Raw genomic sequence first — 13405 nt, 5'->3', positions numbered from 1 at the left:
GGTGTCTTTCAGAAAAAGGTGATCTCTTCAGCGGCCGCCGGGGCGGCGCTCGCCTTGCCCGCGCTGTGGTGCAGCGCGTGTTCCTCGGCCATCGCGTAGGTGGCCTGCAGCTCGGCCAGCAGCGGTGCCGCGTCGAGCGGAGCCAGTCCCGCAGCGCTTGCACAGGCGCGGCCGTGCTCGGCCAGCACCCCGGGCAGGCGTTCGATGTTCGTCTTGACGTGATTCATCACCTGGCTCACGCGGTCCTGGAACTGCAACTGCACCAGCGCTTCGCCGATGTCGTTCTTGATGCCCTGGCTGTCCTGCTCCAGCAGGCCGGTGGTCGCGGCCAGCGCCTCGGTGACGCCGCGCAGCTCGGCCAGCACGCTGCCGATGTGCTGCTGCGAGGCGCGGATGGCCGCGTCCTCGTCGGCGGAGGAGGCCTCGGCATGCTGACGGGTGGCCTCGATGGCGGTGTTGACCAGCCCCACCTTCTCGGCGATGCGGCGCCCCATGTCGCCCGACAAGGCCGAGAGCTTGCGCACTTCCTGCGCCAGCACCGAGAAGCCGCGGCCGTTCTCGCCGGCATGGGCGGCTTCGATGGCGGCGTTGATGGCCAGCAGGTTGGTCTGCCCGGCGATGCTGGCGACGTCGGCGGCCATCTGCTGCAGCTCGGCGACGAAGCGGGTCAGGCCCTGCACCTGGTTGAGCAGTTCCGCCTTGCTGCCCATGAGTGCCTGCATCGAGGCGATCACGGCGTCGAGCTGCTTTTCACTGCGTGCGAAGACCGCGACCAGGCCGCTGTCGGCGCTGGCGATCGAGCCGGTGGTGGCGCTGGTGGTCCGGGCGGTCTGGTCGAGCTTGTCGACGATGCCGGCGAAACGCTCGGCAAGCGCCGAGATGGCGCTTTCCATCTGCGTGCGCGAGGATTCGATGTGGCCGCTCCAGACCGGCGCAAGCGCCTGGGCGAAACGCTCGCGTCCGGCCAGGTAGTCGTCGAGCGCCTGTTGCTCGACGCTGCGCACGCGCGCGGTCTCGCCACCGGCCAGCAGGCCCAGCACGAGCAGCACGGCCGCGCTGGCCCAGCCGACCCAGCCGCCCGAACTCACAGTCAGCACGGCGGCGGCGCCGGCGCTGCCGAGGAGCGGCCCGTGCAACAGGCACAGCCGGGCGCGCACGGAGCGAGCGGGCCGGCTCGGGGCCGGTGGCAGGGAAGGGGCAAGGGGGCTTGGCATGCATGGGTTTTCGGCCGGCCGCGCCGCGGCTGCATCCGCCGATCGGCTAGCGATGCCTAGGCCGAATTCCTAGCTGGCCGGTGCTGACGGCCCGCGCCATGTGATACGGCGGCGTCGCCTTCCGGAAAAGAAAAAAGGCCGCTTTGCAGCGGCCTTTTCGTGAGCAGAGAAGCTCAGGTGGACATTACATGTCCATGCCCATGCCGCCCATGCCGCCCGGCATGCCGCCGCCAGCGGGGGCTTCGTCCTTCGGGGCTTCGGCGACCATGCACTCGGTGGTCAGCATCAGCGAAGCCACCGAGGCGGCGTTCTGCAGCGCCGTGCGGGTCACCTTGGTCGGATCCAGGATGCCCATCTCGATCATGTCGCCGTACTGGCCGTTGGCGGCGTTGAAGCCGTAGTTGCCCTTGCCGCCCAGGACCGCGTTCACCACCACGCTCGGCTCGTCGCCGGCGTTCGCCACGATCTCGCGCAGCGGGGCTTCGATGGCCTTCAGGATCAGCTTGATGCCGGCTTCCTGGTCGGGGTTGTCGCCCTTGATGGTGCCAGCCGCCTGGCGGGCGCGCAGCAGAGCCACGCCGCCGCCGGCCACGATGCCTTCTTCGACGGCGGCACGGGTGGCGTGCAGCGCGTCTTCGACACGGGCCTTCTTCTCCTTCATCTCGACTTCGGTCGCGGCACCGACCTTGATCACAGCCACGCCGCCGGCCAGCTTGGCCACGCGCTCTTGCAGCTTCTCGCGGTCGTAGTCGGAGGTGGCTTCCTCGATCTGCACGCGGATCTGCTTGACGCGGGCTTCGATGTCGCTAGCAGCGCCGGCGCCGTCGATGATGGTGGTGTTTTCCTTGCCCACTTCGACGCGCTTGGCCTGGCCCAGGTCAGCCAGGGCGACCTTCTCGAGGGTCAGGCCGACTTCCTCGGAGATCACCTTGCCGCCGGTCAGGATGGCGATGTCTTCCAGCATGGCCTTGCGACGGTCGCCGAAGCCCGGCGCCTTGACGGCCACGACCTTCAGGATGCCGCGGATGGTGTTGACCACCAGGGTCGCCAGCGCCTCGCCTTCGACTTCCTCGGCGATGATCAGCAGCGGACGGCCGGCCTTGGCCACCTGCTCCAGCGTGGGCAGCAGGTCGCGGATGTTGCTGATCTTCTTGTCGTAGAGCAGCACGAAGGGGTTGTCCAACAGCGCCGATTGCTTCTCGGGGTTGTTGATGAAGTAGGGGCTCAGGTAGCCGCGGTCGAACTGCATGCCCTCGACGACGTCGAGTTCGTTGTCCAGCGACTTGCCGTCTTCGACGGTGATGACGCCTTCCTTGCCGACCTTGTCCATCGCGTCAGCGATGATCTTGCCGATGGACTCGTCGCTGTTGGCGGAGATGGAGCCGACCTGCGCGATTTCCTTCGAGGTGGTGGTGGGCTTGGATGCGGCCTTCAGCTGCTCGACCAGGGCGGTGACCGCCTTGTCGATGCCGCGCTTCAGGTCCATCGGGTTCATGCCGGCGGCCACGTACTTCATGCCTTCGCGCACAATGGCCTGGGCCAGCACGGTGGCGGTGGTGGTGCCGTCACCGGCGTTGTCCGAGGTCTTGGAAGCGACTTCCTTGACCATCTGGGCGCCCATGTTCTGGAGCTTGTCCTTGAGCTCGATCTCCTTGGCGACCGACACGCCGTCCTTGGTCACGGTGGGGGCGCCGAAGGAGCGCTCCAGCACCACGTTGCGGCCCTTGGGGCCCAGGGTGACCTTGACTGCGTTGGCCAGGATGTTGACACCCTCGACCATGCGGGCGCGGGCGTCGCCGCCGAAGATGACGTCTTTAGCTGCCATGTTTGATTTCTCCGAATGCTTGAAACTGGATGGTTGGGATGTTCGTGTGTCAGAGAAGCGTTACTTCTCGATGACGGAGAACAGGTCCTCTTCACGCATCACGAGCAGCTCGTCGCCGTCGACCTTGACGGTCTGGCCGCTGTACTTGCCGAACAGCACGCGATCGCCAACCTTGACGTTCAGGGCCACGAAGTCGCCCTTCTCGTTGCGCTTGCCCGGGCCCACTGCCAGCACTTCACCCTGGTCGGGCTTCTCGGCAGCGTTGTCGGGGATCACGATGCCCGAAGCGGTCTTGGTTTCGTTTTCCAGGCGCTTGACGATCACGCGATCGTGCAACGGACGAAGTTTCATTGCATCTCCTTAGGATTCTGAGGAAGGCACTTCTGATGAGGAACGAGCGCCAAGTGAGCGCTCGTTGACATGACTAGCACTCGCTTCACCTGAGTGCTAACAGCACTGATTATAGGGACGTCGGATGACGTTTCAAGAGGGGGCGCGGCCGCTGGAGATGGACGGCGGCCGCGAGGGGGGTCACTGTGTGCTGACCCGCCAGATCACGTTGCCGACATCGTCGGCCACCAGCAGGGCGCCGCGTTTGTCGAGCGCGACCCCGACCGGCCGGCCCTGAGCCTCGCCCTGGCCGTTGACGAAACCGGTCAGCACGTCCAGCGGCTGGCCCGAGGGCTTGCCGCCCTGGAAGGGCACGAACACCACCTTGTAGCCGCTGCGCGGCTTGCGGTTCCAGGAGCCGTGCTGGCCGACGAACATGCCGCTGGCATAGGCCGCCGGCAGCGAGGTGCCGCCCGACCAGGCCAGGCCCAGGGAGGCGGTGTGGGCGCCCAGCGCGTAGTCGGGTACCAGCGCCTTGGCGACCAGATCCGGCCGCTGCGGCTCGACGCGCTGGTCGACGTGCTGACCATAGTAACTGTAGGGCCAGCCGTAGAAGCCGCCGTCACGCACCGAGGTCATGTAGTCGGGCACCAGGTCGCTGCCGATCTCGTCGCGTTCGTTGACGGCGGTCCACAGCGCCCCCGTGTCGGGCTGCCATGCCAGGCCGTTGGGGTTGCGCAGGCCGGTGGCGAACAGTCGGTGCCGGCCGGTCTTGATGTCGACCTCCCAGATCGCGGCCCGGCCCTCCTCCTCCTGCATGCCGTGTTCGGCCACGTTGCTGTTGGAGCCGGTGGTGACGTAGAGCTTGCCGCCGTCGCGGCTGGCGATCAGGTTTTTGGTCCAGTGGTGGTTGCGCGGGCCGGCCGGCAGGTCCACCAGCTTGCTGCCCGGGGCGCTGAGGCGGGTCTCACCCTCCTTGTAGGGAAAGCGCATCACGGCGTCGGTGTTGGCGACATAGAAGTCGCTGCCGACCAGTGCCATGCCGAAGGGCGAGTTGAGCCCTTCGAGGAAGGCCGAGCGGGTTTCGGCCACGCCGTCGCCGTCAGCGTCACGCAGCAGCGTGATGCGGTTGGCGCTCGGCACGCCGGCACCGGCCTTGGCCATCACCTTGTTCATCACCCAGTTGCGCAGGCCTTTCTGGTCCTCGGGCTTCGGCGGCGCATTGCTCTCGGCCACCAGCACGTCGCCATTGGGCAGCACGTGGATCCAGCGCGGGTGGTCCAGGCCGTCGGCGAAGGGGCTCACCCTGAGCCCCTCGGCGGGGACCGGTGTGACGCCTGCCGGCCAGCCGGTGGCCGGGGCGATGTGCACGGTCGGAATCAGGGTCCGCTTGGGCTCGGGCAACTGCGGGCTGGGGCCGATGCCCGCCGACTCCGGCAACTGAGCGGTCTCGCCGCAGGCGGCCAGCGCCAGCAGGCACAGCACGGCCAGCGGCCGTGGCGACAGGGGGACGGGACGACACATCATGCGATCTCCGGCAAGAGGTAGTGGGCAGGGCGGTCTCAGTCGGGAATCTCATCGAGGCTGGCCGGCTCCAGGCGCGGCTGCCGGTTCATCTCGTGGCGGAAGCGCGTGGACGCCTCGTAGGCCTTGATGCGCACCCGCATGATGGAGCCCAGCGGCCGGTGCGCTTCGATGCCCTGCCAGGGGTTGAAGGACAGCTGGTCGTCGCCGCAGACCCGGCGCGCCGGGCTGTAGGCGTCCTGGGCCGGCAGCACCAGCTTGGCGACGGGCAGCCAGGGCGACAGGCTCTCGGGCCACTCGACGGAGGCGTCCTCGATGGGCATGCGCTGCAGGTCGGTGCAGAGCTGCACGCGCAGCTCGTACTCGGCGCCCTCGCGCGCGAAAAACGCCACCACCGCGTCGCGCAGCGCCGAGTCGCCCTCGGCAGGCAGGGGCTGGCCGGTCAGGGCCCGCAGGTTGACGGACAGCGGCGCGGCGCTCAGCTTCGCGACGTAGTCGCCGTGGCGCAGCGCGGCCATGCTGTAGAAGGTCTCGCCGAGGAGGTGGTGGTTGGGCATCGCCAGGGTGTCCAGCGTCGGGTTCTCGACACCCAGCAGGTCCGCCACCTTGCTCGCGCCGCGGGCCAGCGCGGACAGCGTGCGGCGGGCCACCTGGGGGGCGTCGACGTTTCGCTCGGCGATCTGCTGCATCTCCCAGTAGGCCTGCACGTGGCCGAAGGGAATCACCGGGTGGTTGACCAGCAGGAAGTCCTGCGTGCGGGCCTCGGGCTGCTGCGGCCCCAGCAGGCGCGCGCCGTTCACGTCGAGCAGCTTGATCGCCATGCCGCGCGGCGAGGGCACACGGTCGCTCAGCAGGTCGCCGGGTGCGGTGGACAGGCGCACCACCGCGGGGTAGCGGCGCGGCTCGGCGAACACACCCTGGCGCAGCGGCTCGGGCAGGCCGTCGTAGACCTGCAGCTCGCCCTTGAGGATGCCGTGGCTCTTGGCATGCGCGTCGCGTGTGGCATGGCGGTGGCGGTCGAAGACGATGCGGTTGACGCGGCCCATCGAGGCGACGATGCGCTCGATCAGTGCTTCCTCGTCGGGCTGCCGGGTCTCGAGAGAGTCGCTGTAAGGAACGGGGGCGGGGGGCAGGGTCATGGGGCTCCTGTTGGATGAAGGTGGGGACGGACAGCGGCGCTGCCTGCCCGGCAACGTGCGTGCCGGGCAGATGAGGGAAAGGCTTACTCGGCCGGCCCGGTCAGCCAGTACGAGGCGAGCAGCGGCGTGGCGGCGAGCTCGGCCTCGGTGTGCGGCACACGCAACCAGCGCCCGACGCTGTAACGCAAGGTGGCGTCGATGTGGTGGGGCGAGGCCGGGTCGTCCGACTGCGAGTGCGTCAGCAAGGTGTAGGGCTGCACGCCTGCGTCGCTGAAGGCCACCACCTGCAGGTAGGTGTTGCCGATGCGCTCGCCGTCGATCGCGTAGCCGCCCTGTTCGATGCGCTGGGACGGGCAGGCGATGGTGAAGTAGCCGTGCTGCTGGCAGCCCCCATAGAAGGGGATCTTCAGCTCGGCACGCGGCACATACATCACCTGGTCGCGCCGCGCGTCGAGGGCATAGCCGCTTTGTTGCACACGCAGCACGCCGGCCGCCAGCGCCTGGATCACGCGAGGGTCGGGGCGCAGCCCCCGCGGGGTCTGCAGCGGTTGCTCGGGGTCGAACACGGTGACGAACAGCTCCTCGGGCGGGATCAGGAGCAGGCGCTTCCACCACTCGTCCCACAGGTGCGCCCCGCGCGCGCTGCGCCGGCCGCTGTTGTCCCAGCGCGCCAGCTGCTTGCAGGCCGGCTGTACCGAGATGCGGCGCGGTGGGTCGAAACGTTCGCCGGTCAGCGGGTCGAGGGTCAGCGCCACCTCGGGCGAGCTGCAGGCGAGCTCCAGCGCCTCGCGCTTGAAACGCTCGGCGCTGAGCGAACGGCTGTCGAGCGCCATGCGCTGCACCGCGGCGGCGTCCGTGCGCGGCCCGCCATGCCCGTCGTTGCCGGCCAGGCGCGCCTGGGCCATCGCATGGCCGAGCTGGGTCCGCAGGGACTGCGGGCCGCGCTCGGGACCGACGATGCGAGCGTAGCCGGTGAGCGGCTCGGCCGGGTTGCTGAGCCAGTGGCTGTCGTTCATGTTGGCGACGTAGTCACGTCTGAGCAGGCCGGGCAGCTGCGAGGGACCCAGGCTGCCGGGCTGCACCGAATCGGGATCGCTGCCCCATTCGCAGGCGCGCCGCGAGCCGTCGAGGAAGGGCACGCCGGGCGCCACCTGGGCAAAGGTCTGGCCGAGCGGGGTGGTGCAGGCGGCCGCCAGGCGGTCCGGCACGTTGGGGACCGCACCGATGTCGGCATACCAGACGCGCGCATCACCGCGGCCCGCGGCGACCGTGTTGGTCCAGGGCACGCCGGCTTCTTCCTTCTGGATGCGGATGAAGTCGTCGAGCGAGCCTGCGCCGCCGAAGCGCAGGAAGGTGTTGAGCAGACGGTAGTTGCTGGCGTTGATGTCGCGGATCGCGAAGGCCTTTTCGTGGCTCCAGGCCATCTGCGGCGAGAAGCCGCTCAGGTCCACGAGCGGGCCGAAGTGGCTGCGCCACAGCGTGCGCGTGACGCTCCCCGCCCCAGTGCGCACGCTGAGGGTCACCGGTGTCATCGGCAGCACCTGGCCCTCGTAGCGGTAGGCGGTGGGCGAGCCGGGCGAGAGCTTCAACTCGTAGAGGCCGAAACGCGAGGCGGTGGAGGTCGTGTGGCTCCAGGCGATGTGCGGGTTGTAGCCGATCAGGATCACCGGCATGCCGAGGATCGTGATGCCGGCCGTGTCCAAGGTGCCGGGCAGGCTCAGGTGGGCCTGGTAGAAGCGGTCGGGGCCGCGCCAGTACCAGTGCGGGTTGCCCAGCAGCAGGCCGTGGGCGGACCCGGTCGCCTCGCCGCCGAAGCCGATCGCGTTGCTGCCGGTGCCCGCGGCCCCGCCGACCTTGAGAGCCCGTGGCGCGACGGCTGCCGTGGATGCGGGGCCACCGGGCTGCAGCGCTGCGCCGGTGGCAGGCGGCTGGGCCGAGGCGATCTCGCGCGCGAAGACGCTGTAGCCGCCGGCTAGGCCGAGCGTGTAGACCCGGCGCCAGACATCCATTTCGTGAATCTCCCGCACCCAGGGACGGCCCCGGCAGAGCCGGTGCGCGAGCGACGAGGGGCCGGGCCTGCCGACCCGGTGCCCCGTGGCGATCTCGCGCACCAGGCGGTTGTAGCCGGCCGTCCAGCCGCGCACCAAGCGGCGCAGCGGTTCGGGATGCTGGTCCCGGTAGTGGCTCACGCTGGTTTCGTCGGCGACGTGACGGAAGAAGAAGTCGAGCTCGAGGTTGGGCAGTTGCCCGAAGGTGGAGTCGGAGGCGGGCCTGGCCTCGGCGCCGAAATGCAGCGAGCGCTCGCCGCGCAGGCTGACGAACAGTTCGGCCAGCGTGCACAGGTTGTCTTCGGCCTGCACATAACCGAAGCCATAACCCAGGCTGGCATGGTCGCCGGCCTTGAGGTGCGGGATGCCGTCGGCGCTGCGCCGCACCAGCACCCGCAGGGCAGGTGCTGGTGCGGCGCGCGGGACGACCGCGGGCTGGTCAGGGCCGGAGCCTGCGCTGGCGGGCGCGGCCGGGGCTGAGGCGGCGCCGAGGACGGCGCAGCCCAGGGTCAGGGCAATCGGGCGTGCGAAAGCGCGCATGGGTCTCCTCCTGTTCACTGCGGATCAGAAGGCGCTGCATGTCGAAACCGCCAGGCACCAGCGCCGCATGGACACCGGCTCGCTTCAGGCAGGCGGGCCGGCGCGCTGCCCACGGGGCAAGAAGCGCACCTCCACCGACCGGCAGATTTGCCAGGGGCGGCCCCGCGCTCAGACGGCGAGGCCGAGGCTCTGCTGAATGCTGCGGAGCAGACCGTCCTGCTGCGGGAAGAGGAAAAAGTGGCCGCCGTCGTAGAGCTCGATGCGGCAGCCGGCGCTGCTCTGGCCGGCCCAGCCCTGCAGCAGCGCCGGCGGCGCGGTGCTGTCGTCGCGTCCGCCATAGACGACGATGGGGCAGGGCAGCGGCGGCCGCGGTCGATCTCGGTGCTGTTCGCACCAGGCGAAGTCGGCGCGCAGGATCGGCAGGAAGTAGTCGACGGCGTCCTGGTTCGCCAGCAGCTCGTCGGGGAAGCCGCCCATCGCGTGCACGTGCCGCAGGAAGCCCGCGTCGTCGAGCTGCAGCAGCGGCGCCAGCGAAGCAGGGCTGCCCGGCGCACGCCGGCCGGAGACGAACAGGGCCTCGGGAGGACGACCCAGGTCATGGCTCAGGCGGCGCGCCACCTCGAAGGCCATCAGAGCCCCCATGCTGTGACCGAACAGCGCGAAGCGGTGGGGCGCCTCGGCGGCGATGGCGTCGGCAATGCTGTCGGCAAGGCCGGCCAGTGTTGCCGGCCGTGGTTCGCGATACCGTTCGCCGCGGCCTGGCAACTTCACTAGGGCCAGCTCCAGCGCGTCCGAGACCAGGGCGCCCCAGGGACGGAAGATGGTATGGCCTGCCCCGGCATAGGGCAGGCAGTAGAGCCGCACCTGAGGCGCACGGGCGCCCCCCAGCAGCGAGAACCAGCGGTGTTGCATCGATGGCAGGCCTGCCGGGCAGGCGGAAGAAGGGCCGGGGCCGCGATGCTAGCACCCGGCCGCGACGGCACCGCTTCAGGCTGCCGGCACGCCGAAGTCGAGCTGCGAGTTCAGCAGCATCACCGAGCGCACCGGTACGCTGGCCAGGCGCTTCAGCAGGACCAGATAGATGTCATGGTCGAACACCGGCGTCTGCTCCAGCAGCGGCCAGATCTCGCGCTCGTGGGTGGCGGTGCCGAGGTGGCACCAGGCGTCGAGCACGTGAACGGCTTCGCCTTCGCGCAAACCGATGGCGCCGGGGTAGGGCCAGGCTCGCGGCGCCGGCAGGTCGCGGTGGCGCGGCAGCTGGTGATGGCGCGGCTGCAGCGAGCGGACCAGCGCGACCTCCTTCAGCTGTGCGCCCAGGGTGCCCGGGGCGGCGACCGTTTCGATGTGGCCGACTTGCTCCGAAAGCCGGGTGCCGGCCGTCAGTCCCTGGTCGGTGCGGAACAGGGACTGCACCTGCTGGCGCAGCCGGGTGGCGCGCCCGACCAGCAGCGGCCGCCCGTCGACGCCGTGGAAGATGTAGACGCCGTGGCCCTCCGGCAACTCGGTGTCCAGATGGGCCGGCAGGCCCGGGCGCGAAGGCGGCGGGCCGAGTGCCGCGGCCAGCCGGGTGGCGGGGAAGTCGCGGCAGGCGATTTGCCAGAACTGCCAGATCAGCCGGGTGTCGCCGAGCGCACGGTGGCGCTCGCTCACCTGCAGCCGGTGGCGCGTGATCAGGGTGTCCAGGTTGTGGCGCTCCTGCTCGGGATAGAGCTTGCGCGACAGCTTCACGGTGCAGCTCACCTGCGGCGGGTGCCAGGCCAGGCCCGCGGCCTCCAGCGCGTGCGCCAGGAAACCGTGGTCGAAGCGGGCGTTGTGCGCGAAAAAGACGCGCCCCTCCAGGCGGGCGAGGACCTCCGCTGCCAGGCTGGCGAAGCTCGGCGCGCCGGCCACCATGGCATCGTCGATGCCGGTGAGCTGCTGGATGAAGGGCGGGATGGGGCGGCCCGGGTTGACCAGGCTGCTCCATTCGCGCACGCCCTCGGCGTCGACCTGGATGATGGCGACCTCGGTGATGCCGTCGCTGCCCGGCATGCTGCCGGTGGTTTCCAGGTCGACGAAGGCCAGCCGCGGGTAGACCGCCAGGCAGCGCTGCAGCAGCGCGGGCTCCAGCGGCACGACACGTTCGTGGAAGGTCACGGCACCTCCTGGCCAGCGCTGGCGCTCCAGATCTCGTGCCAGCTCGCTGGGTCGAGCACGAGGTCGAGCGCGGCCACGGCTTCGCGCAGCGCCTCGATGCGGCTGGATCCGACGATGGGCAGCGGCTGCGAGGGATGGCGCAGCAGCCACGCGTAGGCGAGGGTGGCCGGGCTGCAGCCGAGCCGGGTGGCGATGGACTCGAGGCCTTCGCGCACGCGGCGGCAGCGCTCGTCACCCGCCGTGAAGAGCCGGCCGCCGGCCAGCGGCGACCAGATCATGGGCTTGCAGCGCAGCTGCTGGGCCTGGTCCAGGGTGCCGTCGTGCAGTGCGGCGAGCTGCAGCGGCGAGCACTCGACCTGGTTGGTCACCAGCGTCGTGCGGCTGGCCAGCAGCGCGAACTGCGCCGGCGTGAAGTTGGAGACGCCGAAGTGCAGCACCTTGCCGGCCTGGCGCAGATCGTCGAAGGCGCGTGCGACCTCGTCGGCGTCCATCAGCGGGTCGGGGCGGTGGATCAGCAGCACATCGAGCCGGTCGGTGCGCAGCTCGCGCAGCGATCGCTCGGCCGAGGCGACGATGTGGGCGCGGCGGGTGTCATAGGCCTTGATGCGGTGCGCCGGCCGCGCCGGGGCGACCAGCTGGATGCCGCACTTGCTGACGAGCTGGAGTTGCTCGCGCAAGGCCGGCGCGAGCGCCAGCGCCTCGCCGAACAGGCCTTCGACCGTGTAGCCGCCGTAGATGTCGGCATGGTCGAAGCTGCTGACGCCGAGTTCGAGGTTCTGTTCGATCCAGCGCAGGCGCTGCTGGGGCGTCCAGCCCCAGGCGTCCATGCGCCAGGCGCCGGCGACGAGGCGGGAGAGTCGGGGGCCAGCGGGGGAGAGCTCTGTCTTCGGGACGGAGGGGCGGGCGACGGGAGAAGGTTCGATCATGGAAGGGATTTTCGCAGCCGCCGAATGTATAGCTGCTGCCCGACGACGCTGGTCACGGTGCAAGGCGGCACAGAGTCGGGTATGCGCCTTCGATATCTACTATGATAGATATCAAGGGGGTGCTCAGCATGTCGAAGACCGCAAAGATTTTCACCACGGGCCGGAGTCAGGCGGTTCGCCTGCCACTCGAATTCCGTTTCACCGAGAAGGAGGTCTACATCCGCCGGGACGCTGCGACGGGGGACGTCGTCCTGTCGAGGCGCCCGGACTCTTGGGAAGGCTTTTTCGCCCTGGACTCCACGACGGACGTCCCGGCGGATTTTTTGTCGGAGGCTGACAGGCAGCAAGGCACGCAGACGCGAGACCCGTTTGAGGGCGCCCAAGAATGACAACCTATCTGCTCGACACGAACATGGCGAGCCACGTCATCAAGGGCGACATCCCGAGTGTGAGGAGCCGCTTGGTCGACGTGCCGATGCAGTGCGTGGCCGTGTCGGTCGTTACGCAGGCCGAGCTTCTGTACGGAGTGGCGAAGCGAGGGCATCCTCAAGGACTCACGACGCGGGTCCGCGAGTTCCTGGCGCGTGTACGGGTCGTTCCGTGGACCGAGGAAGTCGCCGAGGTCTACGGCAGGCTCCGCGCTTCGTGCGAGGCGGCCGGAGTCCCCCTGGCTCCGATGGACATGATGATCGCCGCGCACGCGAAGGCGCTGTCCTTGGCCGCTGCGCAAGTGGCCGACACGGCCGTTCTGATCACGAGGGATCGTGCCTTCGCGCGGGTTCCCGGTGGCTTGAGCTTGGACGACTGGACGCAGGAACCGGCAGCCTGAGCCGCAACATCGCGCCGGGCGGCTGTCGCCAGGGCCGCGCGCGACGACGCGGTCCGATGAGGATCCCTCTGCTCGACGCGCCGACGCCGCTCAGACGTTGAATAGGAAGTGCAGCACGTCGCCGTCCTTGACGATGTCAGTAGGAGCCAGGGTCAAGGTAGGAGCCAGGCCTTATGTTTCGGCGCCAGGGTCAAGCGCATGAGGGTCATCAGCGCATGAGGGGTCACGCATGAGGGCCTTAAATCTGAAGTCCCGCATCTCGGATGCATAGCAGGGTGTGGCTCTTAAGATTTAAGACCCCCAGTCCTCAATGACCCCCAGTCCTCCCACGCCCTTGAGCGTGCCCCAGTAGAAGGTGTCCTGGTTCAGCAAATCGCCGGGAGCGCTGGAGTGCACATGGCGGCAACGGAAGTCGGGGCTGTGACGCTCCAGCAGCCTCACCTGATCATCGGTGAGCACGAAGGTCGTGTTGTCGCGGCTCTCGCGCTCCAGACGCATCAGGCGCTTGTACCGGGTCTCCAGGTCATTGCGCAGCCACACGCCGCGCACGCCCGAGGGTGAGACCTCCACGCGGGCCAGGCGCAGCTCGTTGGACACGCGCTGAGCCCCGTGTGTGGGGCGCTTGAGGCAGTAGTCGAGAACCTTGGTCTCGATCTCCGGCGCCACCCGGTTCGGATGCGGGCCACGAGCACCGCGGCGGCTCTCGACGAGGGCGGCGACGCCGCCGGTCTGGAAGGCACGACGGACTTCGTAGAAGGTGTCGCGATGGAAGCCCATGATTTTGCAAGCCTTGGCCACGTTGCCAAGTTCGTCGGCCAACTGCAGAAGCGACAGCTTCCGCTTGATACTGTGGGTCTGGGCGGTCACGGTGTTCTCCTGGGTCAGATTGGTGGG

12 protein-coding genes are annotated in these 13405 nt (G+C 69.2%); 2 read left to right on the top strand and 10 right to left on the bottom strand.

Translation table 11 applies throughout. From position 1 onward, the window contains the following. Nucleotides 1-8: 8 nt before the first annotated feature. The 9 genes from OOT46_RS04335 to OOT46_RS04295 form a co-directional block, all read right to left on the bottom strand. Nucleotides 9-1214, bottom strand: coding sequence for a methyl-accepting chemotaxis protein (locus tag OOT46_RS04335; RefSeq protein ID WP_265402360.1), 1206 nt, complete (start codon nucleotides 1212-1214; stop codon nucleotides 9-11). 184 nt (nucleotides 1215-1398) lie between these two features. After that, nucleotides 1399-3039 (bottom strand): chaperonin GroEL, encoded by a 1641-nt coding sequence (gene groL, locus OOT46_RS04330; RefSeq protein WP_265402359.1) that lies wholly within the window; start codon nucleotides 3037-3039, stop codon nucleotides 1399-1401. Between the two features lie 60 nt (nucleotides 3040-3099). Then, complete coding sequence (locus tag OOT46_RS04325) at nucleotides 3100-3390, bottom strand: co-chaperone GroES (RefSeq protein ID WP_265402358.1); 291 nt, start codon at nucleotides 3388-3390, stop codon at nucleotides 3100-3102. Nucleotides 3391-3570: 180 nt separating this feature from the next. Beyond that, nucleotides 3571-4896, bottom strand: coding sequence for a PQQ-dependent sugar dehydrogenase (locus OOT46_RS04320; protein ID WP_265402357.1), 1326 nt, complete (start codon nucleotides 4894-4896; stop codon nucleotides 3571-3573). Between the two features lie 35 nt (nucleotides 4897-4931). Continuing rightward, nucleotides 4932-6032 carry a catalase family protein gene (locus tag OOT46_RS04315; RefSeq protein WP_265402356.1) on the bottom strand — a complete coding sequence of 367 codons (1101 nt, stop codon included), beginning with the start codon at nucleotides 6030-6032 and terminating at the stop codon, nucleotides 4932-4934. Nucleotides 6033-6115: 83 nt separating this feature from the next. Next, nucleotides 6116-8620, bottom strand: coding sequence for a penicillin acylase family protein (locus OOT46_RS04310; RefSeq protein WP_265402355.1), 2505 nt, complete (start codon nucleotides 8618-8620; stop codon nucleotides 6116-6118). 168 nt (nucleotides 8621-8788) lie between these two features. Then, nucleotides 8789-9532: a thioesterase II family protein gene (locus OOT46_RS04305; protein WP_265402354.1), complete on the bottom strand. Its 744-nt coding sequence runs from the start codon at nucleotides 9530-9532 to the stop codon at nucleotides 8789-8791. Nucleotides 9533-9607: 75 nt separating this feature from the next. Further along, nucleotides 9608-10756, bottom strand: a complete 1149-nt coding sequence (locus OOT46_RS04300; protein ID WP_265402353.1) for an exonuclease domain-containing protein — start codon at nucleotides 10754-10756, stop codon at nucleotides 9608-9610. Beyond that, nucleotides 10753-11682, bottom strand: coding sequence for an aldo/keto reductase (locus tag OOT46_RS04295; protein WP_265402352.1), 930 nt, complete (start codon nucleotides 11680-11682; stop codon nucleotides 10753-10755). Before OOT46_RS04295 ends, OOT46_RS04300 begins: the two co-directional genes overlap by 4 nt. 128 nt (nucleotides 11683-11810) lie before the next feature. On the opposite strand from OOT46_RS04295, the gene OOT46_RS04290 reads away from it, so the two are divergent. Further along, a complete protein-coding gene (locus OOT46_RS04290) occupies nucleotides 11811-12071 on the top strand; it encodes an antitoxin (protein ID WP_265402351.1) in 261 nt (86 codons plus the stop codon). Beyond that, nucleotides 12068-12511: a type II toxin-antitoxin system VapC family toxin gene (locus OOT46_RS04285; RefSeq protein WP_265402350.1), complete on the top strand. Its 444-nt coding sequence runs from the start codon at nucleotides 12068-12070 to the stop codon at nucleotides 12509-12511. The genes OOT46_RS04290 and OOT46_RS04285 overlap by 4 nt, the downstream gene beginning before the upstream one ends. A gap of 291 nt (nucleotides 12512-12802) precedes the next feature. On the opposite strand, the gene OOT46_RS04280 is transcribed toward OOT46_RS04285, so the two are convergent. Next, the gene (locus OOT46_RS04280) at nucleotides 12803-13378 is read right to left on the bottom strand and encodes a helix-turn-helix domain-containing protein (protein ID WP_265402349.1); all 576 of its coding nucleotides are present in this window, start codon (nucleotides 13376-13378) and stop codon (nucleotides 12803-12805) included. Nucleotides 13379-13405: the final 27 nt, after the last annotated feature.

The organism is Aquabacterium sp. A7-Y, from assembly GCF_026153205.1.
GTDB lineage: Bacteria > Pseudomonadota > Gammaproteobacteria > Burkholderiales > Burkholderiaceae_C > Caldimonas.
Note: the sequence above shows the minus strand (reverse complement) of the source record. Positions and strands in the feature narration are given on the sequence as shown.